24 protein-coding genes and 1 pseudogene (1 of these 25 only partly in view) are annotated in these 24,445 nt (G+C 68.4%); 17 read left to right on the top strand and 8 right to left on the bottom strand.

Translation table 11 applies throughout. The features are described 5' to 3' along the window. Nucleotides 1-484: the 5' portion of a prephenate dehydratase gene (pheA, locus tag MARKY_RS06800; RefSeq protein ID WP_041657913.1), read on the bottom strand. The gene continues 353 nt to the left of window position 1, outside the view; the window shows 484 of its 837 coding nt (coding positions 1-484); its start codon is at nucleotides 482-484; the stop codon falls past the left edge of the window. Between the two features lie 22 nt (nucleotides 485-506). Between pheA and ruvA the strand changes: the two genes are divergently transcribed. From ruvA to MARKY_RS06830, 7 genes are all read left to right on the top strand, one after another. Further along, nucleotides 507-1,088: a Holliday junction branch migration protein RuvA gene (gene ruvA / locus MARKY_RS06805; protein WP_041657915.1), complete on the top strand. Its 582-nt coding sequence runs from the start codon at nucleotides 507-509 to the stop codon at nucleotides 1,086-1,088. A gap of 28 nt (nucleotides 1,089-1,116) precedes the next feature. Then, nucleotides 1,117-2,220 carry a GAF domain-containing protein gene (locus MARKY_RS12285; protein ID WP_245526767.1) on the top strand — a complete coding sequence of 368 codons (1,104 nt, stop codon included), beginning with the start codon at nucleotides 1,117-1,119 and terminating at the stop codon, nucleotides 2,218-2,220. 49 nt (nucleotides 2,221-2,269) lie between these two features. Continuing rightward, a complete protein-coding gene (locus MARKY_RS11420; protein WP_281004381.1) occupies nucleotides 2,270-5,476 on the top strand; it encodes an ATP-binding protein in 3,207 nt (1,068 codons plus the stop codon). Nucleotides 5,477-5,478: 2 nt separating this feature from the next. After that, nucleotides 5,479-6,501, top strand: a complete 1,023-nt coding sequence (locus MARKY_RS06815) for a lipid II:glycine glycyltransferase FemX (protein WP_013704139.1) — start codon at nucleotides 5,479-5,481, stop codon at nucleotides 6,499-6,501. A gap of 65 nt (nucleotides 6,502-6,566) precedes the next feature. Beyond that, nucleotides 6,567-7,139 (top strand): hypothetical protein, encoded by a 573-nt coding sequence (locus tag MARKY_RS06820; RefSeq protein ID WP_013704140.1) that lies wholly within the window; start codon nucleotides 6,567-6,569, stop codon nucleotides 7,137-7,139. A 16-nt stretch (nucleotides 7,140-7,155) separates the two neighbouring features. Then, the gene (locus tag MARKY_RS06825; protein ID WP_245526768.1) at nucleotides 7,156-8,025 is read left to right on the top strand and encodes an LptA/OstA family protein; all 870 of its coding nucleotides are present in this window, start codon (nucleotides 7,156-7,158) and stop codon (nucleotides 8,023-8,025) included. Between the two features lie 2 nt (nucleotides 8,026-8,027). Continuing rightward, nucleotides 8,028-9,014, top strand: a complete 987-nt coding sequence (locus MARKY_RS06830; protein ID WP_013704142.1) for an LptA/OstA family protein — start codon at nucleotides 8,028-8,030, stop codon at nucleotides 9,012-9,014. Here MARKY_RS06830 and MARKY_RS12290 read toward each other — a convergent pair. The 3 genes and pseudogenes from MARKY_RS12290 to MARKY_RS06840 form a co-directional block, all read right to left on the bottom strand. After that, entirely contained in the window at nucleotides 9,011-9,103 is a 93-nt protein-coding gene (locus tag MARKY_RS12290) for a hypothetical protein (protein ID WP_425357334.1), read from the bottom strand. The genes MARKY_RS06830 and MARKY_RS12290 overlap by 4 nt on opposite strands. Nucleotides 9,104-9,152: 49 nt before the next feature. Beyond that, nucleotides 9,153-9,659 (bottom strand): annotated as a pseudogene (locus MARKY_RS12100) (CBS domain-containing protein); the annotation flags it as partial. A gap of 51 nt (nucleotides 9,660-9,710) precedes the next feature. Then, complete coding sequence (locus MARKY_RS06840; RefSeq protein ID WP_041657922.1) at nucleotides 9,711-10,157, bottom strand: hypothetical protein; 447 nt, start codon at nucleotides 10,155-10,157, stop codon at nucleotides 9,711-9,713. Nucleotides 10,158-10,230: 73 nt separating this feature from the next. Between MARKY_RS06840 and MARKY_RS06845 the strand changes: the two genes are divergently transcribed. The 10 genes from MARKY_RS06845 to MARKY_RS11425 all read left to right on the top strand — a co-directional run bounded on the left by MARKY_RS06845 (nucleotide 10,231) and on the right by MARKY_RS11425 (nucleotide 20,078). Further along, complete coding sequence (locus MARKY_RS06845) at nucleotides 10,231-10,722, top strand: OmpH/Skp family outer membrane protein (RefSeq protein ID WP_041657924.1); 492 nt, start codon at nucleotides 10,231-10,233, stop codon at nucleotides 10,720-10,722. A 48-nt stretch (nucleotides 10,723-10,770) separates the two neighbouring features. After that, on the top strand, nucleotides 10,771-13,605 hold the full coding sequence (locus MARKY_RS06850) for an FtsK/SpoIIIE family DNA translocase (protein ID WP_013704145.1): 2,835 nt from the start codon (nucleotides 10,771-10,773) through the stop codon (nucleotides 13,603-13,605). Between the two features lie 153 nt (nucleotides 13,606-13,758). Beyond that, entirely contained in the window at nucleotides 13,759-14,325 is a 567-nt protein-coding gene (locus MARKY_RS06855; protein WP_013704146.1) for a TetR/AcrR family transcriptional regulator, read from the top strand. After that, nucleotides 14,322-14,639, top strand: a complete 318-nt coding sequence (locus MARKY_RS06860; protein WP_013704147.1) for a hypothetical protein — start codon at nucleotides 14,322-14,324, stop codon at nucleotides 14,637-14,639. The genes MARKY_RS06855 and MARKY_RS06860 overlap by 4 nt, the downstream gene beginning before the upstream one ends. Nucleotides 14,640-14,650: 11 nt before the next feature. Next, nucleotides 14,651-15,568, top strand: a complete 918-nt coding sequence (paaA, locus tag MARKY_RS06865; RefSeq protein ID WP_013704148.1) for a 1,2-phenylacetyl-CoA epoxidase subunit PaaA — start codon at nucleotides 14,651-14,653, stop codon at nucleotides 15,566-15,568. A 10-nt stretch (nucleotides 15,569-15,578) separates the two neighbouring features. Then, nucleotides 15,579-15,890, top strand: coding sequence for a phenylacetic acid degradation protein PaaB (locus MARKY_RS06870; protein ID WP_013704149.1), 312 nt, complete (start codon nucleotides 15,579-15,581; stop codon nucleotides 15,888-15,890). Then, complete coding sequence (paaC, locus tag MARKY_RS06875; protein WP_013704150.1) at nucleotides 15,880-16,707, top strand: 1,2-phenylacetyl-CoA epoxidase subunit PaaC; 828 nt, start codon at nucleotides 15,880-15,882, stop codon at nucleotides 16,705-16,707. Before MARKY_RS06870 ends, paaC begins: the two co-directional genes overlap by 11 nt. A 2-nt stretch (nucleotides 16,708-16,709) precedes the next feature. Continuing rightward, nucleotides 16,710-17,198 carry a 1,2-phenylacetyl-CoA epoxidase subunit PaaD gene (gene paaD, locus MARKY_RS06880; RefSeq protein WP_013704151.1) on the top strand — a complete coding sequence of 163 codons (489 nt, stop codon included), beginning with the start codon at nucleotides 16,710-16,712 and terminating at the stop codon, nucleotides 17,196-17,198. 50 nt (nucleotides 17,199-17,248) lie between these two features. Next, the gene (locus MARKY_RS06885) at nucleotides 17,249-18,832 is read left to right on the top strand and encodes an AMP-binding protein (protein ID WP_013704152.1); all 1,584 of its coding nucleotides are present in this window, start codon (nucleotides 17,249-17,251) and stop codon (nucleotides 18,830-18,832) included. Between the two features lie 4 nt (nucleotides 18,833-18,836). Continuing rightward, the gene (locus tag MARKY_RS11425) at nucleotides 18,837-20,078 is read left to right on the top strand and encodes a transglutaminase family protein (RefSeq protein ID WP_013704153.1); all 1,242 of its coding nucleotides are present in this window, start codon (nucleotides 18,837-18,839) and stop codon (nucleotides 20,076-20,078) included. Here MARKY_RS11425 and MARKY_RS06895 read toward each other — a convergent pair. The 4 genes from MARKY_RS06895 to sucC all read right to left on the bottom strand — a co-directional run bounded on the left by MARKY_RS06895 (nucleotide 20,075) and on the right by sucC (nucleotide 24,343). Beyond that, complete coding sequence (locus MARKY_RS06895; protein WP_013704154.1) at nucleotides 20,075-21,910, bottom strand: RNB domain-containing ribonuclease; 1,836 nt, start codon at nucleotides 21,908-21,910, stop codon at nucleotides 20,075-20,077. The two genes, MARKY_RS11425 and MARKY_RS06895, sit on opposite strands and share 4 nt — an antisense overlap. Before the next feature lie 15 nt (nucleotides 21,911-21,925). Further along, nucleotides 21,926-22,264 (bottom strand): nucleoside triphosphate pyrophosphohydrolase family protein, encoded by a 339-nt coding sequence (locus MARKY_RS06900; protein WP_013704155.1) that lies wholly within the window; start codon nucleotides 22,262-22,264, stop codon nucleotides 21,926-21,928. Between the two features lie 76 nt (nucleotides 22,265-22,340). Further along, nucleotides 22,341-23,213, bottom strand: a complete 873-nt coding sequence (gene sucD / locus MARKY_RS06905) for a succinate--CoA ligase subunit alpha (protein WP_013704156.1) — start codon at nucleotides 23,211-23,213, stop codon at nucleotides 22,341-22,343. Next, entirely contained in the window at nucleotides 23,210-24,343 is a 1,134-nt protein-coding gene (gene sucC / locus MARKY_RS06910) for an ADP-forming succinate--CoA ligase subunit beta (protein WP_013704157.1), read from the bottom strand. The genes sucD and sucC overlap by 4 nt, the downstream gene beginning before the upstream one ends. Nucleotides 24,344-24,445 lie beyond the last annotated feature (102 nt).

The following is a 24,445-nucleotide window of genomic DNA, read 5'->3' on the forward strand; positions in this document are numbered from 1 at the left end:
CTTCCGCGAGGACCTCAAGGCCATAACGTTCGGCTGCCCGGCGCGAGGCGATCGCCGCCACGCCCGGCTCGGGGTGCTGGGCGAGTTGCCGGGCGGCCCCCGCCGTGTCGTATACTGGCACGCCTTCCAGGTGGTAGCGCGCGAGGAAGCCGTCGCACTGCGCGAGGGCCTGGGGGTGGCTGATGACGCGCCGGACCTCCTCGATCCGGGTGCCTTTGGGAGCGACCAGGCAGTGCTGGACCCGGAGGATCACCTCGCCCACCACGTGCAGGTCGTGCTCGAGGAGGAGGTCGTAGGTTTGGTTGATGCTCCCGGCCAAGGAGTTCTCGACCGGAACCACGCCGCAGTGCACCGCGCCCCCCGCGACCGCCTCGAAGACCTCGTGGAAGGTGGCGTACCCTACCGTTTCCGCGTCGGGGTACGCCGTGAGGGCCGCAGCTTCGCTGAACGCACCTTCCGCCCCCTGGTACGCCACGCGTGTCATGCCCCTAAGTATACTGAAACCCGTGATTCGCTTCCTTCAAGGCCGACTCGTGGATAAGCGCGAGGACCGCGCGGTCATCCTCACCGGGGGGATCGGGTTCGAGGTGTGGTGCCCCACCCCGACGCTCGAAACCCTGCGCGAGGGGGAGGAGGTCGCGCTCCACACGCGGCTCGTGGTGCGCGAGGACGGGTTCACGCTGTACGGGTTTCATGACCCCGTTTACCTCGAGCTCTTCGACCTCCTGACCTCGGTCTCAGGGGTCGGCCCGCGCGTGGCCCTCGGGATGCTCGCGGCCCTCCCCCCCAGCCTTCTCGGCCGCGCGGTCGCGGAAGGGGACGCAAAAGCCCTCACCGCAGCCCCTGGGGTGGGGAAACGCCTCGCGGAACGGATCGTGCTCGAGCTGCGGCACAAGATCCCCGCGCACCTCACCGCCGGTGGGGGCGCGCACCGCGCGAACCCGAACGCGCACGAGGCGATCGAGGCCCTCGCCGCCCTGGGGTTCCGCGAGGCGCAGGTCCGCACGGTAGTAGGTACCCTCGCGGCACAAGACCCGGAAGCGCCGGTAGAGGAGTTGATTCGCCGGGCGTTGCGCCAGCTGCGCTAAAGCGCCGCGGGTATAATGGCGGGCAAAGATGTTTCGTAAAAGAAGGCGGTATCAAGAACCCGTTGATATACTGGCTGAATTTAATGAGGCGCTGCTTTCTTCCCTGGAGCTCAGGCCTGTCCTGCGCCATCTGCTCGAAGCCGCCCTCGAGACCCTGAACGCGGAACGCACCGCGGTCTTCCTGTACCGCTCGGAAACGGACGAGCTGCGGGGGGAGGTGGCCACCGGGCGCGGGCAAAACTATACCGTCTCCGCCATCGCCCTGCCCGTGCGCACGCCTGGTGCCATCCAGGACGCGTTCTTCGCCCCGCCAGAAGGCTTTCTCCAGGACGGCGAGTACCTCGTGCCCATCATCGAGCAGGAAGCTCCAGCCGGAGGACGGCCCCTGTGCTGGATCGACCCTCCCCAGCGCTGCAACCTCACCCCTAGAATCACTTACGAGGACCGCCCGAAGATCTGCCCGCGCTGCCCTCACTTCGGCAGCCTCGGGGTGCTCTCCGTGGAAGGGCGGCTCGAGGAGGAAGCTGAACACCTGCTCCCGGTCATGGCCCGCTCCACCGCCCTCGCGGTGCGGAACGCCCGGGTTTTTGAAGAGGTGCAGCTGCACCGCGAGGAGCTCTCCCGTCACGCACAGCAGCTCGAGCTGATCAACGACCTCGCCCGAAAGGTCATCCGCAACCTGAACCTCGCGGACATCCTGCGCACCCTCGCCGCACGGCTACACAAGGACTTCGGGTACTACCGCGTCACCATCGCGATCAATCAAAACGGCACCCTCCGGGGGTACCTCACCCTCGTGGAGGGCCGGGAGTACTGGACCCGCGAGCGCACCCGGATCCACATCCCCATCACCCAATCCGACGACCCCTTCGCGCGCGCGGCACGCTCCCGACGCCCCGTGATCGCACAGACGGAGGACCTACCCCCCCTGGGTGGACGTCACCTCCATGGGGTACGTGCCCATCACGGCCTACATCCCGATCTCCGCAGAAGAAGAAGTGATCGGCGTGGTGGCCGTGGATTACGGGCCAAACGGCCAGCATGTCGACGAAGAGGAACTGAGCTACATCGAGATCCTGGCGAATATCGCTGGCATCGCGATCAAAAACGCCCAAGCCTACCAGGAGCTTAACCGACTGGTCACCGCGCTGCGCGAGGAACAGACGACCCTCGAAGCCCGCGTGCGGGAGCTTGAGACTCTCACCCAAGCCAGCCGGGCGTTGCGCGAAGCGGAAACTCCCTTGGATGTCGCGGAGCGGCTCGTTGAGCTGGCGCCGGCCCTCCTGCCCGCGCACGGGGCCGCGGTGCTGTTCCTCGAGGGGGAGCACCTCAGGGTCGTGGCGACCCACGGGAGTTTCCGTTCCGCGCAAGGACGCCACGTCCCGCAAGGGGGAGGCCCGGCCTGGGAGGTGCTCGAGCGCGGCACCACCCTCACCTCCCAGGCTTTCGCGCCCGGCACCCAGGTCCTGACCCCCCTCCACACCCCCGAGGGGAACGTTCTCGGGGTGCTCGCCATCGGCCGAGAGGAGGCGCACCCCTACACCCCTCACGAGGTTCGCTTGGCGGAGGTATTGGCCGAAGCTGGCGCGACCGCCCTCCTGCGCGCGCAGCGCGACCGCGAAGCGCGTCTGCTCCTCGAAGGGGCGTTGTTCGTCACGACGGAACGGGACCCCACCACCCTCGCCCAGGTCTTCGCGCACATCCTCGCCCGCGTCCTGGGGCAGGGGCGGGCCGGAGTCTGGCTCAACCCGGAGGGCGACGCGCCCTACACCCTACTCGGGGCCGCCCACCTCCCGCGCGAAACGCGGGAAGCCCTGAACCCGCACCCCCTCGATCCCGACCAGGAAGGCTGGGCGAACCAGGCCGCCACCGCGCAAACGCCCGTCACCACCCGTGCCGTAACGCTCGCCCCGGGCCCCGTAGAAACGCAAATTCGCGAAGCGCTGGGGAGCGAGGTGCTGCTGGTCGTTCCCATCCCCGGGTTCGGCATCGCCTACCTCGCCCCCACAGAACCCCGCCTCGGGTTCTCCGATCACGAGCTTCAGGTGTGCGCTACCCTCGCCCGCCTCCTGTCCGCTGGGCTCGAGCGCAGCCGGCTCGAGCGCGAACAGGCCCGGCGTGCTAAGGAGCGCGAAGCGGCCGCCGCGGTGGGCGAAGCCGTGCTCTCCACGCACGCACCCGAGCCGCTCCTCGAGCGGCTGGCCGAGCTGAGCCTCGCGTACGCGCAGGCCGACGGGGCGTACCTCGCGGTATTCCACGGAACAAAAACGCGGTTTGTGGCCACCTCCGGAGCGTTCGCCGAAACGGTGCGCACCCTGCCGCCCTTCGACGCGCACCCGCTGCCCTCGTACCTCTTACACGCAGCGGCCCAGCCCGTGCCCGACCTGGGCAGCCTCCCCCTCTTCCCCCAGAACCCCTTCCCCACCCCCCTTCCCGGCCTGCTTCTACCCCTGCAAGCCCACGAGCGCCTGATCGGAGCGCTGATCCTCGCCCGGAAGAACCGCCCCTTCACCCAAGAGGACACCGCCTGGGTCCACCTTCTCCGCACCCCCTTGGCTCTGGCCGTGCAAAGCGCCATCACCCAGGCCGACCTCGAGGCGTACACGCGCGCCGCTGAAGTGCGGGCCGCTATCGGCGAGGCGCTCGTGCGGGAACCGGAGGCAGAGCGCGGGGCGATCATCTGCGAAACGCTCGGGCAGTACCTGGACGTGCCGCACGCTTGGGTCTTCCTGACCCGCCCTCCCGAGTCCCGCCTTGCCCTCTTTGGTCGGTACGGCCCTGACCTTCAAAACCCCAGCGTCTTGCGCAGGCTCGCCGAACAAGCCGTGCGTCAGGATACCCCCGTGGTGCACCAGGATCTCACGCCTGAGCTACCGTTCGCGGCCGCTCTTCCCCTCAAAGCCCACGGCGAGACGAGCGGGGTGCTGCTCCTTGCGAGTCAAACTCCCATCCCCTCCGAGACCCTCGCCAAAGCCGCGAACGTCACCGACATGCTCGGCCTCGCCCTGGACGCCCTCAAACTCCACCAGGCGCTCACCCAGGAGCGCGCGAAGCTCCAGGACGCGCTCGAGTACATGGGCGACTGCGTCATCGTACTGGAGGGCGACATGGGGTTCGCGAACCTCGCGGCTCGGGAGGCCTTGGGTCTCCCCTGGCGCGTGCGCACCGAGGACCTCCCCCCACCCCTCCTACCCGCCCTTGAGGAGAAGGAGCTCGAGGTGCAGCTCAAGGAACGGTTCTACTCGGCCATCGGCACCCGGAAGGGAGAGCTCACGATCCTGGTGTTGCGCGACCTGACCGAGCGCAAGCGGGCCGAGGCCGCCTTGAGGGAGAGCGAGGAGCGGTACCGCCAGCTGGTGGACGCCTCTCCGGTGCCGATCGCGGTGCATACCGGGAAACGGTTCGTGTACGCGAACGCCGCGGCCGCTCGCCTGCTTGGGGCCGAGCACCCCTCCGAGTTGATCGGGAGGGAGGTGCTGGAGTTCGTGCACCCCGACTCCCTTCCCGCAGTTCGGGAACGCATCGCCCAACTCATGGCCGGCGCAGAGGAGGTGGGGCTCGCCGAAGAGGAGCTGGTCCGGTTGGACGGCCGCGTGATCCACGTCGAGGCGATCGGCCGGCGCACCGAGTACATGGGCGCGCCGGCGATCCAGGTAGCCTTTCACGACATCACCGCTCAAAAGGCCGCGGAGCGGATGAAGAGCGAGTTCATCTCCGCCGTTTCGCACGAGCTACGCACGCCCTTGGCTTCGATCATGGGGTTTACGCAGCTCCTCCTCGAGGAGCAGGTCTCCGAGGAGGAGGCTCGTGAGTTCATCCGCATCATTCACGACAACAGCCAGCGGCTGAAGAACATGGTGGACAACCTGCTCGACACCTCTCGCCTCGAGGCCGGCCGCTTCGCGGTCTATCCTAAACCCACCCCTCTCACCCCGCTGTTGGAGGATATCGCCAAGAGCTTTTTAAGCTGGGCGCAGCTTTCGAACATCACGTTCGAGCGCGAAATCCCCGAGCTGCCTTGCGCGAACGTGGACCCGGAACGCATCGGGCAGGTGGTCATGAACCTCTTATCCAACGCCTTCAAGTTCACGCCCCAAGGGGGGAAGGTCACGCTGCGGGCCTGGGTGGAGGCCGGGCAGGTGTACATCCAGGTGCAGGATACCGGTAAGGGCATCGCGAAGGAAGAGCTGCCGCACCTGTTTAAGCGGTTCTCCCGCACCCAAAGCGCGGTGGGGCAGGGGATCGCGGGTACCGGCCTTGGCCTGTACATCTCCAAGGCGATCGTCGAGGCGCACCAGGGGCGCATCTGGGCGGAGTCCACGCCCGGCCAGGGCGCGACCTTTACCTTCACCCTTCCCCTGGAGGAGAACGCCCCGCATAATGGGTAGGCGTGTTGAGCGTACGCGCGATCCATGACCCCGAAGCCTGGAACCGGCTAGTCTCGGGGTTCCCCGTTACCAGCGCCCTTCAATCCTGGGGTTGGGGGGAGGTCAAACGCCTGAGCGGTTGGGAGCCCTTCCGACTGGCCGTCTTCGAGGACGACGTACCCGTCGCGGCCGCGCAGGTCCTCCAGCGGCGGTTCGCTGGTCCGCTCGCCATGCTTTACGCGCCGCGCGGTCCGGCCCTACGGGCGATCGAAGACCTGCCCCGCGTCGCCGAAGCGCTCGCCCAATGGGCGGGGCGGGGCGTGTACCTCAAGCTCGAGCCTGAGGTGGGCTGGCCGGCGGAGGCGCCGCCGCCGGAGTTCGCACCGCTCGTTCTGGAGGAGACGATCCAACCCGAGTACTCCTTGTGGGTGGACCTCACGCTGGATCCGGACGCGGTCCTGGCCCGCATGAAGCCTAAAACCCGCTACAACATCCGCCTTTCCGCCCGCAAGGGGGTGGTGGCCGCGGTCGAAGAGGACTTTGAGGCCTTCTGGGCCTTGTTCACCGAAACCAACCAACGAGCGAAATTACTCCAGCATGATAGAAGCTATTATGAGGCCGTCCTGCGGGAGATGAACCAGCCCCATGGCGCGGCCTTCCTCTCCATCGCCCGCCTCGAGGGCAAGCCCCTTTCGGCCGGGTTGTTCGTGGCGTTCGCGGGGAAGGTGGATTACCTCTACGGCGGGTCCAGCCGAGCGCACAAGAACGTCATGGCGCCCTACGCGATGCACTGGAACGCGATGCAGTGGGGCATGGAGCGCGGCTACCGCGTCTACGACCTCTGGGGGGTGCCGCGCGTCCTTTCCCCGGAATCCCACGCCTACGGCATCTACCGCTTCAAGGAAGGGTTCGGCGGGGCACGCGTGCGCTTTCCGGCGTACGACTACCCCCTCTCCCCCCTGTACACCCCCCTCAAGCGCGCCCTGCGCCTCCGGAAAGACTTCATGAACTGGCGGATGAGGGGCACGCGCCGCGACGTGCTGTAACCAGCGGCGATCGAAGTTTAGCGAAGTTTCACGCTTTTCAGGGCCATCCTGCCTAGATTGGGAGCGTGGTTCGGTACGCCTTGGTCGTACTCGTCCTCATCGGGGTCGCCTCCTACTACTTCGCTCGCCTTCCCGTCCCCACCCCCACACCGCCCAGCACGGGCGTGACGCTCGAGGAGGTGGACCTCACCCTGTTCCCCAGCGCGGACCCTGAGGCCCGCTGGACATTCCACGCGGCTCGCGTGGAGCACAACCCCGCCCGGCGCGAATCCACGGTGTACGGGCTCGAGGCAGGCGCGCGGTACGTGGGGGAGGAGCTTGATCTTACCTTGCACGCTCCGGAGGTCGTGATCGACCGCAACGACAACCTGCGGCTGCCTTACGCTACGGTGGTGATCCCGCGGTACGAGTGGGAGATCCAGCTGGGCAGCCCCGAGATCCGCACGCCCGTCTACATCCGACAAAACGAGGGGTTCGTCGCCCCCACCATGCGCCTTAAAGGACCGGGCATCCGCATGATCGGGCGCAATTTTCGCTCGGACTTCGCCCTGGAGGAGATGACGGTGGAGAACGGGTGCGACCAAGCCAAGCTCGAGGGAGACTTTGAGGAAAGCGAGGTAGAGTGCGATGCGTTCTAGGGTGATGCTGTTCCTGATGACCGGTCTGCTGGCCGCGGGACTCGCGGCGAGCGGAGGCCGCATCCTCACGATCAAGTACGACGGCACGCGCAGCGGCAACCTGCGATTTGGGCCGTGGACCTACGAGAGCTCGCGCCCCGATGGAGTACACGGCCAGGTGGGGGACCTGGAGATCTTCGCGCCGCGCGCGGTGCTCGAGGCCCCCGAAGGCAAGAGCATGCAGGAGGCCGAGGGCGAACGAACCGCGACGTTCGAGGGCGAGGTCGTCGTGAAGCGAGGGCGCGTCACCGCGCGCGGCCCTCGCCTCGTGTATAGCGAAGCGACAGGGGTGGGCGTCCTCGAGGGGCCGGCCGAGATGCGGCAGGAGCCCGCGCGGGAAGGGGAGGACCCGGTCGAGGTGCAAGCCGACAAGATGACCTTTGACGTGGATGCGGACGTCTCCACGAGCGAGGGGTCGGTGCGCCTCACGAGCGGCAACCAGGAGGGCACGGCGGACCTCGTGTACTACGAGGAGGAGCGCGGCCTCGCGGTGTTCAGCATGCGTGAAGGCACCGTCACCCTGGTGCGCCGGCGTAGCGGCGAGCAGGGAGACCTCGTCATTCAGGCGCGGGAGGTGCGCAGCCTCACCCGGGAAAAGCAACTCATCGCGACTGGCGGCGTGACCCTGGTGGACGGCGAGATCACCACCACGGGAGACGCCCTGTACTACGACGACAACGAGGGGACCGCGATCATCATCGGCAGCCCCGCCGTCAGCAAGAACGCAGCGGAAGGCCTCACTCTCTCGGCCGGGACGCTCCTGCACGACGTGAAGAAACACCGGGTGCAGGCGTACCGCAAGCCCTTCGAGCTGCCCGAAGCGACCTTCGCGAAACAAGGGGAGTGACCGTGGCGCGGTGGGGCGGGTGGGTGCTCCGGGCGACGCCCTTGATCTTGATGGCGTGGGGGCTCTCGCAGGCGGACCTGCGCCCCACCATCACCCTGGAGCGCGGCGAGAAAACGATCCGCGCGGTCAAGAACGGCCCGGACGAGGCGGGAGTGCCGCTTTTCATCGAGTACGAGGACCTCGTCCGCGGCCCCCTCGAGGCCCTGGACCCCGCCACGGGCGTGCTTATGGTCAACGGCACCGCCTACTACACGGACGCGAAGACGGTTTGGGAAGGCAGCGTGGAGGCCCAGGACTGGGTGGAGGTGGTGTATAACGCCGACCTCCAGGACGCCCAAGGCCGCCCCTACGCGATCCGGGTCGCGGCCATCCCGCCCGCTGCGGCCCCGGAAGCGAAGACCCGAACCCGGTTGCTGCTCTTCGATCCGGAACCGTACCGGGTGGAGGTCACCTTCGGGACCCGCACCGTCGCGTACGCCCACATCGCCCTGGTGGAACGCGTCAAGGACGAGCGGGAAACCCTGGTCCTCGCGGACGGCACGGCCACCTACCTCGAGGCGGAGGACACGTTCGCGGTGGCGTTCGCCGACACCCCCCAGGCCGTCGAGGTGCGCCAAGGGGAAAGCGTGGTGTTCGGCACTCGGCTGGAGTACGACAACACCACCGGTCTCGCGGCGATCACGGGACCGATACGTTTCGAACGCGCAGGGGATCCGCCCATCCACGGCACGGCGCAATCCATGACGTACAACGTGGACGATGAAACCCTCACCCTGCAGGGTGCGGTGCAACTGGTGCAAGGAGAACGCACCACCCGCGCGGCCCAGGCCGTGGTGCGGGAGGAGGAGGGGCTGGCCTTCCTCTACGGGGATCCCGTGGCCAGCGAAGGACCGCACGGCCAGGTGGAAGGCCGGATGGTGCGCTACCACCTCGAGAGCGGGGAGCTCGTGGTGCTCGAGGGCGTCACCGGGATCTTCGAGGACCGCTAGCCGCGGGGCTCGGTGTGGCGCACCTCGATCACGGTCTCCCCCGCCGCCCGTAAGCGCTCCGCGACCGACTCGGTCGCCTCCCCGGTCACGCACGCGGATCACCAGCCGGCGCTTCCCATCAAGCCGCCCCACGGTGGCCACGGAGATGATGTTGCTCGGTTTGATCGCGCGCGCCGCCTGTTCCAGCACCCCCGGCCGGTCCTCCATATCCACGGTCAGGCGGACCCCGCCCTCCTTGAGGCCCATCACCTCGATGAAGGCCTTCAGGACGTCCGTGATGGTGATGATGCCCACGAGCTTTCCGTCCTCGAGGACCGGAAGCCCCCCGACCTTGTACTCCTCCATGAGCAAAGCGGCTTCCTCGAGCGGCTCGTCCGCCGTCACGGTGATGACCGGCTTGGCCATCACCTCGCTGACGCTCAGCTTGGAGAGAAGGTAGTTCAGCTCCCAGATGGAAAGGGTCGTGGCTTTGGAGGGCATCGCGTCCTTGAGATCCTTGTCCGTCACGATGCCCACCAGCTTCCCGTCCTGCATCACGGGAAGGCGCCGGAACCCCTGCTCCTTGAGCAGCTTGATCGCGTCAATCACCGGGGTGTCCGGCGTGATCGTGACCGGGGCCGGGGTCATCCAGTCGCGTACCAGCATACGTGCCTCCCTTCTTCATCCTCATTGTATCCGATATGCTTTACGCGCACGTTAACGCAGTACAATCCCCAGCACGCCCCGCGACACGCCGCGCGCTTCCCCGAAGGGCAGGTAGAAGGCCGCCTCGAGAAACAGGGCCGTGCGCGCCTCGAGGGCGACCTCGAGCCCCAGGCTCGAGACCAGCCCCGCGTCGGCCTGTCCCGTTACGCGCATCCCCACCCCACCCCCCAGGTACGGACGTACCCCGCTAAGGGCCGCGTTCCCTGTCAGGGCCCCCAGGTCCGGCTTAAAGAGGAACTCCCCCCCAAACCACACCCGGGGGCGGCCCGGCTCGAGGTCGGCGAACAGGCGCCAGGCCAGCGATCGTGCGCGTTCTCCTTCCAACCCCAGGCCCAGGCTGGGCTGCGTCGAGAACCGGAAGGCCACGCCGCCTTGGGCCACCGCGCTGCTCAACGCGAGGATCACGGCCAAGGCTACCAGAACGCTTCTCGTGCTCATACCGGCCATGATACTACCCCTTTTTTTGGAGGCTCTCACGCGCACTTCACCGCTTTTTGATAGATTGGCTTCCATGAAGCGCGTGCTGATTTCTCTACCTGTGCTTGTTGCCGTCCTTCTTGCTGCGATTCCCATGGCACAAAACGCTCCGGCTCCGCAGCGGGTAGGGTTCGTGGATGCGGACCGGCTGATCCAAGCTCACCCGGAGTTCTCCAAGATCCAGGAGCTACGCCAGCAAGCCGACGCGGAGATCCAGCCCCTGCTGGAGCAGCTCCAGGCCCTCGATCAGAAGATTCAGTCGGGTGAGGCCACCGCCAAGGACCGGCAGGATTTTGACGTGCTGCGCCAAGCGCTGAACGAAGCCAACCAGAAGTGGCAGCAACGCATCAACGAGGCCTTAAAGCCCATCACCGATGACATCGACGCCGCGATCGCCAAGGTCGCGCCGGAACAGGGGTTTTCCGTGGTGATGAACCGGCGCGTGGCGGCGGAGTCGAACCTGGTGGTGTTCGCCACGCCGGACACCGACTTGACGGAACTCGTGATTCAAGAGCTCCAGCGCTGAGCCGCCTTGGCTTTGGCGCCGCGCCCGGGTCTCCCCGGGCGCGTGTTTATGCACACCTCTGCGCACAGGATCGCGCTTCCCCGGTGGTACAATGCCCCTGTGGGGAAACCGAAGTCCAAACGTAACGCATCCGTCTCGCGTGGCGACCTTGAGGCCCTGGCCCTGGTGTTGTTCGGCACCGCGTTTTTCCTGGGGGTCTCGGTCTACCCCGACCCTCCACTCTCCGGCCAGGTCGGGGCCTACCTCAAAGCGGCCCTCTGGGGCAACCTGGGGCTCTTGTCCTGGTTGTTCCCCATCCCGTTCGCCCTGGCCGGGACGCTCATCCTTTTAAAGCGTCCCCTGAGGGGCCTCCTCCGGGAAAGCCTCCTCACGGGGCTCGCCGGCGTGAGCAGCCTCCCCCTAATCGCCGGGGTGGCTCCGGAATGGGGGGGCGCTTTGGGCACGTGGGCCCACCAGGCCCTGACCACCCGCCTGGGCCCCGCCGGTTTGCTGCTGGCCGTGCTGGCCCTTTCGGTTGTGCTCGACCTAGCCCTACGCCATCCCCCCTTCACCCTGGTCCTTACCGGGTTCAAACGAGGCATCGGCGCGGGGCTGAACCTCTTTCGCGCCTACCGTGCGTATCGCACGGCTCGCGCTCAGCGCGCCCGACTCCGCAAAGCCGCCTCGAGCCTCGCCCAGGAGGTCCAGGCCCTCCTCGCGCGCTACCCCGACCACCGCGCCCTCGCCACCCTGCAAGCGGACCTCAAGGCCTTCCTCAAGAACCCGGATGCGTTCGAGCCCTCCGAGCTCGAAGGGTTCCGTCGCCTCCTGGACGAGTTCACCGAAGCCCGCGCGGCCGAGCTCGCGGAGCGCCTCGCGGCGGAAAACCCAGGGTTTTCCTCCCGGATTCAAGCCTGGCTCGGCGCCCTGAACGCCCCCCTTTCGGCACACACCCCCCTGATGGAACGCCTAGAGGAACGGCGCAAGGCGCTGATCCTCGAGTTCAAGGCCATCCAGGAAAAGGAAACGCGCCTCGCGCGAAGGGCTGAGCGGGCCGCGGAGGCGTTGCGGCGCTCCGCGGCAGGGCTCGAGGCCGAGTGGAAGGCTCACGAGGCGCGGCTCGGGGAATGGCGGGCTTTGGAAGGGTTGTTGGAGGACCTGGAAGCGCGCGCCGAGTCCTGGACGCGGTGGGTCGAGTGGGCGGAGCAGGTCGGGGCCGAACGGCACGCCGAAGCCCTCGAGCGGCTGCTCGAGCACGGCCTGGAGGCCGCTCCCCCCGAGGCGGAGGAAGCCGCTCCGCCCTCCCCCGCGGATCCTCCCGCAGAGGCGACGCCTCCGGAACCTCCGGTAGAGGAAGCGACGGCCCCTCCTCCCTCCCCCAATCCTGCGCCGCGCGTTTCGGGGGGGTCGGGCAAAACGGGTTCGGTATCGGTCCATCCCACCACGACGCTGAGCCTGCCCAGCCCGGAGCTTCTGGACCCGCCCGAGCCCAAGCCCGCAAACGCACGCGACCTGCAAGCAGACGCGAAGCAGCGCGCCGAGATCATCAACGAGACGCTCTCGCACTTCGGCCTCGAGGCGCGGGTGGTGGACTGGGCCCGCGGCCCGACCGTGACCCGCTTCGAGGTCGAGCCCGCGCCGGGCGAGAAGATCAGCCGGATCGCGAACCTCGCGAACGACCTGGCGCGGGCCCTCGCGGTGGGGTCGGTGCGCGTCGAGGCCCCGATCCCCGGGAAGAGCGTGATCGGCCTCGAGGTGCCGAACGCCGAGCGGGAGTTGGTGCGGTTCTCGGAGGCGCTGCACCACCCCGCGTTCCAGCGCAGCCGGGACAAGCTCCCCTTGATCCTCGGGAAGAGCATCGACGGGGAGATGTGGGTCCGGGATCTGGCCAAGATGCCGCACCTGTTGATCGCGGGCTCGACCGGCTCGGGGAAGTCCGTGTGCATCAACACCCTGCTCATGAGCCTCCTGTACCGTTACCTGCCCACCGAGCTGCGCTTCCTGATGATCGACCCGAAGATGGTCGAGCTCACCCCCTACGACGGGATCCCGCACCTGGTGCGGGGCGTGGTTACCAACCCCGCCGACGCCGCGGGCGTGCTTTTGGGCGCGGTGGCCCACATGGAGCGGCGCTACAAGATGATGAGCCAGGTCGGGGCGCGCAATCTCGAGCAGTTCAACGCCAAGATGCGGGAGTTGGGCGAGCCGACCCTGCCCTACCTGGTCATCGTGATCGACGAGCTCGCGGACCTGATGATCACGAGCCCCAAGGAGGTGGAGCAGGCGATCTTGCGCCTCGCGCAGATGGCCCGCGCGACCGGGATGCACCTGATCCTGGCCACGCAGCGTCCCTCGGTGGATATCCTGACCTCGCTCATCAAGGTGAACATCCCCGCCCGGATCGCGTTCGCGGTCTCCTCCTCGCACGACTCGCGCACCATCTTGGACACCACCGGGGCCGAGCGCCTCACGGGCCAGGGGGATATGCTCTTCCACCAGCCGGGGCTGGCGAAGCCCGTGCGCTTGCAGGGCCCGTTCCTCTCGGACAAGGAGATCCACCGCATCACCAACTATCTGCGGGGCCAGGCCTTTGATGATGCCTTCGGTGAGGCGTACGGCGCGGACTTCGACGGTCCGGTGCAGCTCGGGGACCCCACGGGAGGCAAGGCCGGCGAGCTGGATTTTTCCGACCCCCTGTTGAAGAAAGCCGCAGAGATCGTGGTGGAGGAAGGGCAGGCCTCGGTGAGCCGCCTGCAGCGTCGGCTTTCGGTAGGGCACGCGCGCGCGGGTAAGCTGATGGATCTGCTCGAGGCCATGGGGATCGTGGGGCCCCACCAGGGCTCCAAGCCGCGCGAGGTGCTCATCACCAAGGAAGAGCTGCCCGAGTACTTCGGGGAGCCCTGAACCGCCTAAAACCCCTGTGGTTGCTGAACGGCCCGAGTTCGTCGGGCCGTTTTTCGGGACAGTTGACCCTATAGCGCGGGTAGGTTATGCTAAACATGCAAGCGGTTGTATACATACGCGCTAAGGCTAACGACCGTTAGTTAGGGAGTCAGGATGGACCGCAGGACACAGATCCTCCACACCGCCGGCCGCCTCTTCAGCCAGCGTGGCTACCACGCCACCTCGATGCGCGACATCGCCCGCGCCCTGGACCTCCAAGGCGGCAGCCTCTACACCCACATCGAATCCAAGGAGGAGGTCCTCTGGGAGATCGTCAACCGCGCGGCCGACCGGTTCCTCGCCCACGCCACGTCCATCGACCCTGACCTCCCCCCCCGCGAACGCCTCAAAGCCCTCGTGCGCGGCCACCTCACGGTCATCGCGCAAGAGCTCGAGCACGCCACGGTCTTCTTCCACGAGTGGAAGTTCCTCTCCCCCGAGCTTCAGGAGCGGATCAAGGCCCGACGGGACGCGTACGAAGCGCACTTCCGCGAAGCGATCGAATCCGGCGTGCAGCGCGGGGAGTTCAAGGTCGAAGATCCTAAGATCGCCGCCCTCTTCGTCCTCTCCGCCCTCAACTGGACCTACCAGTGGCTTCGCCCCGAGGGGCCGCTGGACCTCGAGGCGCTCACCGAACGGTACACCGCCCTGGTGCTCAGGGCTTTAGGAGGCGAAGCATGAAGTACCGGTACACCGTGGTCGAAACCCTGCCCCTCAAAAAAGGCGCGAGCGGCTCCGAGTTCGCCAAAGCCTTCCGCGAACTCGAGAGCCTCGACGGCATCGCCCGGGAGTACGGCGTCTCCCCCACCAGCGAGATCCGCATCTACCGCTGCATCACCGACCCCCAGAAGGTCAAGGTGGTCTACCGCGCCGAGGACATGGAGGCGCTTTGGCAGTTCTACCAGGACGCGGAGGTACACAACACGATCAAGCGCGTCTTTGACCGGTTCGTGGACCGCGAGCGCGTCCAGCTCGAGTACTGGCAGGAGCTTTAAGGGAGGGAAGCATGACGTACGAGGAAAAAGTCGAGGCTTTTAAGCAGCGGATCCGCGAAGGGCACAAGGTCGAGGCCGGCGACTGGATGCCGGACGAGTACCGGAAGCGGCTCATCAAGTTCATCGAGATGCACGCCAACTCCGAGATCATGGGCGCGCTGCCCGAACGCGACTGGATCCTGCGGGCCCCGAGCCTGCACCGCAAGCTCGCCGTGACCGCCAAGATCCAGGACGAGGTCGGGCACGCCCAGCTCCTCTACCGGCTCGTCGAGGACCTCGGCAAGCCCCGCGAGCAGATCTTCGACGACCTCATCCACGGCCGGACCAAGTTCCACAACGTCTTCCACTACCCCACCTACTCCTGGGGCGACGTGGGCATCATCGCCTGGCTCGTGGACGGCGCCGCGGTCATCAGCCAAGGCGCGTTGCAGCGCTCGAGCTACGCCCCTTACGGCCGCACCATGCGCCGCATCTGCTGGGAGGAGGCCTTCCACCTCAAGCACGGCGAGGACATCGTGCTCACCGCGGTCATGGGCTCCGAGAAGCAGAAGCGGTTGATGCAGGAGGCCCTCGAGCGCTGGTGGGAGCCCCTCATGATGTTCCACGGCCCCCCCACCCCCCCGGAGAAGGACAAGGACCTCGAGTGGGGGATCAAGACCAAGCCCAACGAGCAGCTGCGCCAGGAGTTCCTTTCCACCTACGTGCGCAAGATCCGGGAGATCGGCCTGAAGATCCCGGACCCCAAGCTGCGCTACAACGAATCGACCGGGCGCTGGGAGTACACCGAACCGGACTGGGACAAGCTCTACGCGGTCGTGACCGGTCACGGCCCGGCCTCCCAGGAGCGCCTCGCGTTCCGCCGGCTCAGCTACGAGGAGACCGCCTGGGTGCGCAAGGCCGTACTCGGCGAGAAGGCCGCGGTGGCCTGAAGGGAGGAGCATGCACGCCTACGAGGTATTCCGCCAGGACGAGGAAGGCGAGCCGCTGCAGCACGTGGGGAGTGTGCTCGCCCCCAACCGGGAGCTCGCCATCCAGTACGCGCGCGACGTGTACTCGCGCCGGTACGAAGCCCAACGCCTGTGGGTGGTTCCCCGCGAAGCGATCACCGAGGTGAACGACGCGGACTTCCTCCAACCCCCCCTCGACCACACCTACCGCATGGGCGCCACCTACCGGGTCACGGTCGAAAAACGCCGCCAGATCAAGGAGATGTTCAAGAAGGTTGCCCGGGAGGTGACCGGTGAAGCCTGAAGTCCAACACGCCCTGAAACGCTACCTACTCACCGTAGCCGACGACGAGATCGTCATCGGGTACCGCGACTCCGAGTGGACGGGGATCGCGCCCATCGTTGAGGAGGACATCGCGTTCAGCTCCCTCGCCCAGGACGAGATCGGCCACGCCCGCCTCTACTACACCCTCGTCGCCGAGCTCACGGGTAAGGACGCGGACCACCTCGCCCTCCTGCGCGAGAAGGACGCGTACTACCACGCGCGGCTCCTCGAGCAGCGCGCCACCCCCAAGTACCACCCGAGCGGCGAGCACGAAAGCGGCGGGGACTGGGCCTTCGCCGTCGCCCGCCGCTTCCTGTACGACCTGTTCGACGACCTCCGCATCCAAGACCACACCGCCTCGAGCTACGCGCCCCTGGCCGGCGCCGCCCGGAAGATCCAGCGCGAGGAGCGGTACCACCTCAAGCACGGGGAGGTCTGGTGGGAGACCCTCGCCACCGGCTCCCTCGAGGCCCGCGAGCGCCTGGAGCGCGCGCTGGAACGCATGTGGCCCGATCTCCTCGGCCTCTTCGAGGCCGCGCCCGGTGAAGACCTCCTCGTCGCCGAGGGGATCCTGCCCCGCACCACCGCGGACCTCCTCGAGCCGTGGCTCGAGCGGGCCTGGCCGTACTTCGACCGCTACAGCCTCCCCTTCCCCGGAAACCGCGAAGCGCAGGGCTGGGCGCTCCGCATCCAGGCCGCCCAGGGGGGCCGGCAAGGCCAGCACGGCCCAGGGTGGGACGAGCTCTACGAAGAGATGACGATGGTACGGAAGCTCGAGCCGGAAGGGGTCTGGTAGACATGCCGGCAGCGAACCCCCGCGTGACCGAAGCCCAGGTCTGGGCGTTGCTACGGGAGATCCCCGACCCGGAGATCCCCACAATCAGCCTGGTGGACCTCGGCGTCATCCGCAAGGTCGAGGTGGGCGAGGTCATCCGGGTGGAGTTCCTGCCCACCTTCGTGGGGTGCCCCGCGCTGGACATGATGCAGCGGGAGATCCGGGCGAAGCTCGAGCCCCTGGGACCGGTCGAGGTCAAGGTCGTGTACGACGAGGCCTGGACGACCGAACGCATCAGCGAGGCCGGACGGGCCAAGCTGCTCGAGGCCGGCCTCGCCCCGCCCCCTCCAGGGGACCTGATGGAGCTGCCCATGGCCCAAGCTCCTGTGGCCTGCCCCTACTGCGGCTCCACCAACACCCAGCTCGAGAACCGCTTCGGGCCCACCCCCTGCCGCGCCATCCACTACTGCAACGACTGCCACCAGCCCTTCGAGCAGTTCAAGGCGGTCTGACCGCGCGCCCGGGGGTGCCCCGCGCTCCCCGGGCGCGATACAATCAAGCCATGCCCGAGCTGAGGTTAGAGGCTCGGCCGCGCGCCGAGCTCAGCGCACGCTTTCGCTGGGAGGTACCCTCCGCTTACAACATCGGCGAGGCCACCGTGGACCGCCCCGCGGCCCGGCACCCCGACCGGCTGGCCCTCGTCGAGCCCGGCGGCCGCCAAGCCACCTTCCGCGAGGTGAAGGACCTCTCCGACCGGTTGGCCGCGTGGCTCCGCGCGCAGGGCACGCGCCCCGGGGACCGCGTGGGCCTTTTCCTGCCCCAGTCCCTCGAGGCGGCCCTCGCGCACGCCGCCGTGTACAAGGCCGGGGCCATCGCCCTGCCGCTCTCGACCCTGTTCGGGCAGGACGCCCTGCGCTACCGGCTCGAGCACGCCGAGGCCCGCCTCCTTCTCGCGGACCGGGCGGCGCTCGAACCTCTTGCAGCGGCGGTGCCGGAGGGGGTGCGCGTCGTGTACGCCGACCAGCTCCTGGAGCTGGCCGCCCAGGCCGCGCCCCTGCCGACGCCCCACCCCACCCGTGCGGAGGACCCCGCGATCCTCCTGTACACCTCCGGCACCACCGGCCGCCCCAAGGGCGCCTTGCTTCCCCACCGCACCCTGATCGGGCACCTTCCAGGATTCTGGCTGTACTCCAACTTCCCCGGGGAGCAGGCCGTCTACTGGTCTCCCGCCGACTGGGCCTGGGCCGGGGGGCTGCTCGACGTGCTTCTGCCCGCGTGGCACCACGGGTACACGGTGGTGGCCTACCGCGCGCGGCGGTTCGACCCGGAGGAGGCCCTCTGGTTGATGGAGCGGTACCGGGTCACCCACACCTTCCTCTTCCCCACCGCGCTTAAGCTGCTGCGCGGCCTGGGCCGCGTCCGCCACAACCTCGCGCTGCAAAGCGTGCACTCGGGCGGCGAGCCTTTGGGCGAGGAACTGCAGCGCTGGAGCGAGGAAAACCTAGGGGTGCCCGTCAACGAGTTCTACGGTCAGACCGAGGCCAACCTCCTCGCCGGGAACAGCTTCCGGGTGGATCCCATCAAGCCCGGGTCCATAGGGTTGCCCTACCCCGGCCACCGGGTGGTGCTCCTCGATGAGGAAGGCCACCCGGTAGGCCCGGGGGAGGTGGGGGAGGTGGCCCTCGAGACCCCGGATCCCGTAGCCTTCCTTGGGTACTGGCAAAACCCCGAGGCCACCCGCGCGAAGTTCACCGGCCCGTACCTCCGCACCGGGGACCTCGCCGTGATGGACGAGGACGGGTACCTCTGGTTCAAGGCCCGCAAGGACGACCTGATCAAGACCGCCGGGTACCGCATCAGCCCCTTTGAGGTGGAAGAAGCGCTCATGCAGCACCCCGCCGTGGCTATGGCCGCGGTGGTGGGCGCACCGGACCCCGAACGCGGCCAGCGCATCGTGGCCTTCGTGAAGCTCCGCGAGGGCGAGCGCCCCTCGGAAGAACTCACCCAGGCCTTGCAGGCAGAGGTGCGCCGCCGGATCGGGCGCCACGCCTACCCCCGCGAGGTCCGGTACCTGCAAGCCTTCCCCCTCACCCCCACCGGGAAGATCCAGCGCTTCAAGCTACGCCAGCACCTCGAGGAAGCCTAACCCCATGCGTTACCGGCTTACCTACCGCTTCGAGAACACCCACGGCGTCCCGGTCCAGCTCTACCTGAGCCTGCCCCAGGACCGTCCCGGCCAACGGGTGCGGGAACTCCGCCTCTCCCGCCGCCCAAACGCCACCTACGCCGCCGGGGAAAACACGATCGCGACCTTCCCCCTCGCCCCTAACGAAACGATCCACCTCACCGCGCACCTCGAGCTCACCCCACCCACCCCCCGGGCCGCGCCGTTCCCCCAAGCGGCCCTCCAGGGCGACCCGCTCTCCCCCCTCACCCCGGAGATCGTCGCCCTCGCCGAGAAGATCACGCAGGGTGCCGCGACCCCTGAGGAACGGCTGGCGCGGATCGTGGCGCACCTCGCGCAGCGCCTCAACCCCGCCCCACCCCCTCGCGCGCGGGGCGCGACGCACACCCTCAGGCGCGGCGCCGGGGACGCCGTGGAGTACGCCCTCCTCCTGGTGGTCCTCGCGCGGGCCGCCGGCCTGCCGGCCCGCGCGGTCTTCGGCGCGCTCGCCGGCCCCACCCGCCCCCACGCCTGGGCCGAGGTGTACCTGGGCGGGGCGTGGCGCGCAGTGGATCCCTTTCTGTACCAGGCCCTCCAACACCACCCCGCCCACCGCCTCACGCTCAACACCCGGCTTTCCACAACGGCCTACCTGCACACGCACGAGGGCCGGCGGGTGGCTTTCAGCATCGGGGTGTTCCCTCCCCTTCGCCGCGCGGACCCTCCCCACCAGGTGCCCGGCCACGCCGAACGCGTCCTGGTAGCGGAACGCCCCCTGGCCTGGGGGTACGAGACCGAGGCCGGCACCGCCCCCTTTTTACACCCCGCGTACGTGCTGGCGCTCGGCGAGTCCCAAGCCCCAGCCCAACCCGAGGCCTGGAGCGGCGCGTGGCGCCTCGAGCCCGAGGGGTGGCGGGGCCTGGTCGATCGCGCCCTCCCCTGGGCGCGGGGAGCCGCGTTAAGCGCGGGGTTGCTCGCACTGTTGGGCTTCCCCCTGCCTCCCCTCCTCAGCACCCCGCTCTACGCCGTTTACCTGGCCTCGCTCGCCCTCCAACAAGGCGTGGGATGGGCCCGGCTTCTCCTCTCCCCCCGCCTCACCGACCGGCTACACGCCGCGGAAGCCGGGCTCTTCCAAGGGTTCTTACTCTTCGTCCTCCTCCAGCAAGCCCCCCTCGCATGGGGCCTGGGGTACGCTGCGCTCTTCCTCGCGAACCGCCTCCGCCCCTAGAGCAGCGTGAACCGGGCCTCCAAGCGCGCCAGCTCCACCTCCCCCAGCCGGACGCGCACCGACTGGTTCAGCGCGAGCGCCTCCGGCACCGTGATCGAGGCCTCGAGGCCCAGTTCGGGCAGAAGCACCACCCCCTGGTACCCGCGGCGCTCCACCAGGACCCCCTCACCCTCCCACGCGCTCAAGCGCATGAGGTGCACGAGCGTCCAGTGCTTGCGGCTCAAGCGTTCCGCCTGGCGCACAGCTCCCGCCACGGCCTCCGCCGCCTCCACCCGCTCCAGCAAGGCCTGGGGCGGAATCAAAGGCTCGCCCCGCAAAAACGCGCGCAGCTGCTGGTGCGCGACCAGGTCCAGGTACCGCCGTAACGGGCTCGTGGCCTGCGCGTACACCTCAAGTCCCAGTCCCGCGTGCGGCGCGGGCACGCTCCTGAGCTGCGTACGTTTGAGTGCCCGGCGCTGGGCGAACATGCCCGCCAGGCCCTCGAGTTCCGGGTGCTCCCCAGGGGGCTCCTGCGTCGCGAAGGGGAAGGGGATGCCGTGCTCGATGGCGAACCGCGCCGCGGCCACGCCCGCCGCAAGCATCGCCTCCCGAACCAGGGCGCGGCTACGCAGGGGCGGAAGGGGCCGGATCCGCACCGCGCCGTCCACCACGCGCACCTTCACCTCGGGCAGCTCGATGAAGACCGCTCCGGCCGCGGCCCGCCGGGCACGCAACCGCTCGGCGAGGCGGTGCATCTCCAGGAACGGGGCCTCCTCAAGCCGCGCCTCGGCCTCGGCGTAGGTGAGCCGCCTCACGCGCACCCAACTGGGCACCACCTCCACCCCGAGAAGCTCCCCTTCGAGACTGAGCTCGAGGCCAAAGGAGAGCGCGGGCGAGACCTCGCCCAGCCCCAACCCAAGCCGCCGCGCCACCTCCGGGGGCAGCATGGGGATCGTACCTTCGGGAAGGTACACGCTCGCGCCCCGCTCGCGCGCCGCGCGGTCCAGGCTCGAGTCCGGCCGCACCAGCGCCCCCACGTCGGCCACGTGCACCCAGAGCCGGTACCCCCCGTCCCCCACCTCGAGGCTCAGGGCGTCGTCGGGGTCCTCCGTGGTCTCGTCGTCGATCGCGTAGGCCTCGAGGTGGGTGAGGTCCCGGCGCGACTCCTGGGGCAGGTCCGGAACCTCGAGGCAGGGCGGGTCCGGGTCCACCCCGAACCGGGCGGGGTACGGGTTCACCTCGGGCGTCCAGTAACCGACCTCGAGGAGCAAAGCGTGCGCGTTCTCCGGGGTTTCGTGCCGCCCCAGCGCGCGCAGCACGCGGCTCGTGCGCGCGCGTCCCAGCGCGAGGGCCTCCACCTCGGCCAGGCGCGTGCGGTCCGCCGCGTCCACGCGGCCCTCCTTGAGCCGCACGATGAAGGCCTCCCAGGCGGCCGCTTCTCGGGCGGCGGCCTCCCGTTGCGCCCGGAGTGCGCGGACCGCCTCGGGCGTGCGGGCCCGGAGCGCTTCGGGCGTGCCCTCAAAGTACACCCCGTCGCACACGGCCCGCCACGCCGCCCAAGCGGTCTGGGGCGTGTACGCCCCGTAGGCGAGCTCCGTGAGTTCCGCCAGGGTGGTCTCCCCTCCCGCGAGGAGTTCCCACGCCGCCTCAACCTCCCCCGAAGGCAGCGCCTCGAGTGCCGCGAGGTCCTCCAGCGGCCCGGGGTGAAGCAGCACGACGTCCTTGGGGCGGACCCGGACGCGCTTGCCGCCTTGCACCTCGAGCTCGATCTTGCCCTGCACGGCCCGCACGAGGGCCGGGCGGTGCTTGTACAGTACGAGCGCGCCTGCCTGCAACGTCACGTCGTCTAGCATACTGATTCCGACGGGCTACCGCCGGTCGCCGCTCCCCCCGATCCGGCCGCGCGCCATCCGGCTACTGAGCTTGGCGAGGTTCATCCGCGCGACCTCCTCGAGCGGCACCCCAAGGTCCGAAGCCACTGCGGCCACGTACCAGAGCACGTCCCCCAGCTCCTGCAGCACCTCCTCCCGGAGCGCCGCGTCCTCGAGGGCGGCTCGAGCGTCCGCGTGGTCCCGGAGAAGTTTCTTGATCTTGTTCGCAAGCTCGCCCGCCTCGCCCGCCAGCCCGAGCGTGGGGTAGACCAGCCACGCTTCCTCCGGGTAGAGCGCGGTACGCCGGGCTTGGGTTTGGTACTCGTTGAGCGTCATCCTTCCCTCCTTCTTCACTGTACCGCTGAAAAAACGCCCCCGGCACAACCCCGGGGGCGCGTGCATCCGCGAGCGTTTACGAGCGCAGCGCTTGCTGCACGAGCTCGACGATCTCGTCGATCGTGTCAGCCACCGGCACGCCCGCCTCGGCGAAGGCCTTGAGCTTGGACTCGGGCGTCCCCACGTCCCCCATGATGATCGCGCCCGCGTGGCCCATGCGCTTGCCTTTGGGGGCGCTGCGGCCACCGATGAAACCCACCACGGGCTTGTTCATGTGCTCCTTGATCCAGGCCGCGGCCTCCTCCTCGTCCGAACCGCCGATCTCGCCGATGACCACCACGGCCTCGGTCTCAGGGTCCTCGTTGAAGAGGGGCAGGAGGTCCTTGAAGGTCGTGCCGATGATGGGGTCCCCACCGATCCCCACGGTGGTGGTGATGCCGAGCCCCGCGGCGGAGAGGGCTGCGGCGGCCTCGTAGGTGAGGGTGCCCGAACGGCTGATCAGGCCGACCTTACCCTTCTTGAAAACGTGCCCGGGCATGATGCCGATCTTGGTCTCCTCGGCGGAGATCAACCCGGGGCAGTTCCCGCCGATGAGGCGCACGCCGAGCTCCTTGATCTCCTTCACCGCGCGCACCATATCCAAGGCGGGGATCCCCTCGGTGATCAGCACCACGAGCGGAATCCCGGCGCGCGCCGCCTCCAGCGCCGCGTCCGCCGCGGCCGGGGCAGGCACGAAGATGATGGAGGCATCGATCTCGTGGTGGGCCACCGCTTCCCGAACGGTGTCGTACACCGGGACCCCCAGCACCTCCTGGCCGCCCTTGCCGGGGGTCACGCCCGCCACGATCCGGGTGCCGTACTGGATCATCTGCTCGGTGTGGAAGCGCCCCTCGCGCCCGGTGATGCCCTGCACGAGAACGCGGGTGTCCTTGTTCACCAGGATGCTCATTCCTGACCTCCCACCATGGCCACGATCGCCTTCGCCGCCTCGATCGAGGTCGGGTACATGTAGATGGGCTTGCCCTCCAGCAGGCGCTTGGCCTCCTCCTCCGCGGTGCCCGCCACGCGCATCGCGACGGGCTTGGTCAAGAGGCCTTCCTCCAGCGCGCGGATCACGCCCTTGGCCACCTCATCCGCGCGGGTGATGCCGCCGAAGATGTTGATGAAGATCCCTTTCACGTCCGGGTCGCGCGCCACGAGCTTCACCGCGTTGTACACCACGTCGGCCTTCGCGCCGCCCCCGATATCCAGGAAGTTCGCCGGCTTTCCACCCGCGCGGTTCACCAGGTCCAGAGTGTACATCACGAGGCCCGCGCCGTTCCCGATGATGCCCACGTCGCCGTCCAGCTTCACGTAGGCGAACCCGTAGTTCGAGGCCTCGATCTCGAGGGGGTGCTCCGCCTCGACCTCCCGCAGCTCGGCCAGGTCCGGGTGGCGGTACAGGGCGTTGTCCTCGAGGTCGATCTTCGCGTCCGCCGCAACGATCTGCCCGTCCGTGGTCACGACGAGGGGGTTGATCTCCGCGAGGAAGGCGTCCACCCCCACGTAGGCGTTGTAGAGCTGCACCAGCACCGCGGCGAGCTTGTTCAGGTTACCCTCGAGGCCGGCCCGTTTCACGATCTCGCGCGCCTCGAAGGGCCGGAGGCCCTTGTGGGGATCGATGGGGTACTTGATGATGGCCTCAGGGTTCCGGGCGGCGACCTCCTCGATGTCCACCCCGCCCTCCTTGGAGACCATGAGCACGACCCGCTGGGAGGCGCGGTCCAGGATGAGCCCGGCGTAGTACTCCTTGGCGATGTCCACCGCCTCGGCCACCAGAACCTTCTTCACGGTCAGGCCCTTGATGTTCATGCCGAGGATGCGGCCCGCGACCTCCTTCGCCTCGTGGGGTTCGGCTAACTTGACGCCGCCGGCTTTGCCCCGCCCCCCCACGTGCACCTGGGCCTTGATGACCACCGTCTTGCCGAACTCCTTCGCGATGCGGTCCGCCTCTTCCGGCGTGTACGCGACCTTACCCGGCGGTACGGGCACCCCGTACCGGGCCAGGATCTCCTTGGCTTGATACTCGTGCAGTTTCACGTTCGGGCACACCTCCCAAGTGAAGGGCGCCTCGCGCGCCCCACCGGCTGCGAAAGCCGGGGTACATTATACCCTTCGCACCTCGCGTTCACCGCCCGCACA

It is taken from the genome of Marinithermus hydrothermalis DSM 14884 (assembly GCF_000195335.1).
Lineage (GTDB): Bacteria > Deinococcota > Deinococci > Deinococcales > Marinithermaceae > Marinithermus > Marinithermus hydrothermalis.

What these genes read in the sequence shown, in the direction of transcription:
- paaA (WP_013704148.1), top strand. Translation starts at nt 14,651, where the DNA reads ATGACGTACGAGGAAAAAGTCGAGGCTTTTAAGCAGCGGATCCGCGAA.
- MARKY_RS06845 (WP_041657924.1), top strand. Translation starts at nt 10,231, where the DNA reads ATGAAGCGCGTGCTGATTTCTCTACCTGTGCTTGTTGCCGTCCTTCTT.
- MARKY_RS06895 (WP_013704154.1), bottom strand. Translation starts at nt 21,910, where the DNA reads ATGCTAGACGACGTGACGTTGCAGGCAGGCGCGCTCGTACTGTACAAG.
- MARKY_RS06855 (WP_013704146.1), top strand. Translation starts at nt 13,759, where the DNA reads ATGGACCGCAGGACACAGATCCTCCACACCGCCGGCCGCCTCTTCAGC.
- MARKY_RS11425 (WP_013704153.1), top strand. Translation starts at nt 18,837, where the DNA reads ATGCGTTACCGGCTTACCTACCGCTTCGAGAACACCCACGGCGTCCCG.
- MARKY_RS06860 (WP_013704147.1), top strand. Translation starts at nt 14,322, where the DNA reads ATGAAGTACCGGTACACCGTGGTCGAAACCCTGCCCCTCAAAAAAGGC.
- MARKY_RS06825 (WP_245526768.1), top strand. Translation starts at nt 7,156, where the DNA reads ATGACCGGTCTGCTGGCCGCGGGACTCGCGGCGAGCGGAGGCCGCATC.
- sucD (WP_013704156.1), bottom strand. Translation starts at nt 23,213, where the DNA reads ATGAGCATCCTGGTGAACAAGGACACCCGCGTTCTCGTGCAGGGCATC.
- paaD (WP_013704151.1), top strand. Translation starts at nt 16,710, where the DNA reads ATGCCGGCAGCGAACCCCCGCGTGACCGAAGCCCAGGTCTGGGCGTTG.
- MARKY_RS12285 (WP_245526767.1), top strand. Translation starts at nt 1,117, where the DNA reads ATGTTTCGTAAAAGAAGGCGGTATCAAGAACCCGTTGATATACTGGCT.
- MARKY_RS06840 (WP_041657922.1), bottom strand. Translation starts at nt 10,157, where the DNA reads ATGAGCACGAGAAGCGTTCTGGTAGCCTTGGCCGTGATCCTCGCGTTG.
- MARKY_RS06870 (WP_013704149.1), top strand. Translation starts at nt 15,579, where the DNA reads ATGCACGCCTACGAGGTATTCCGCCAGGACGAGGAAGGCGAGCCGCTG.
- MARKY_RS06900 (WP_013704155.1), bottom strand. Translation starts at nt 22,264, where the DNA reads ATGACGCTCAACGAGTACCAAACCCAAGCCCGGCGTACCGCGCTCTAC.
- MARKY_RS06850 (WP_013704145.1), top strand. Translation starts at nt 10,771, where the DNA reads ATGCACACCTCTGCGCACAGGATCGCGCTTCCCCGGTGGTACAATGCC.
- MARKY_RS06885 (WP_013704152.1), top strand. Translation starts at nt 17,249, where the DNA reads ATGCCCGAGCTGAGGTTAGAGGCTCGGCCGCGCGCCGAGCTCAGCGCA.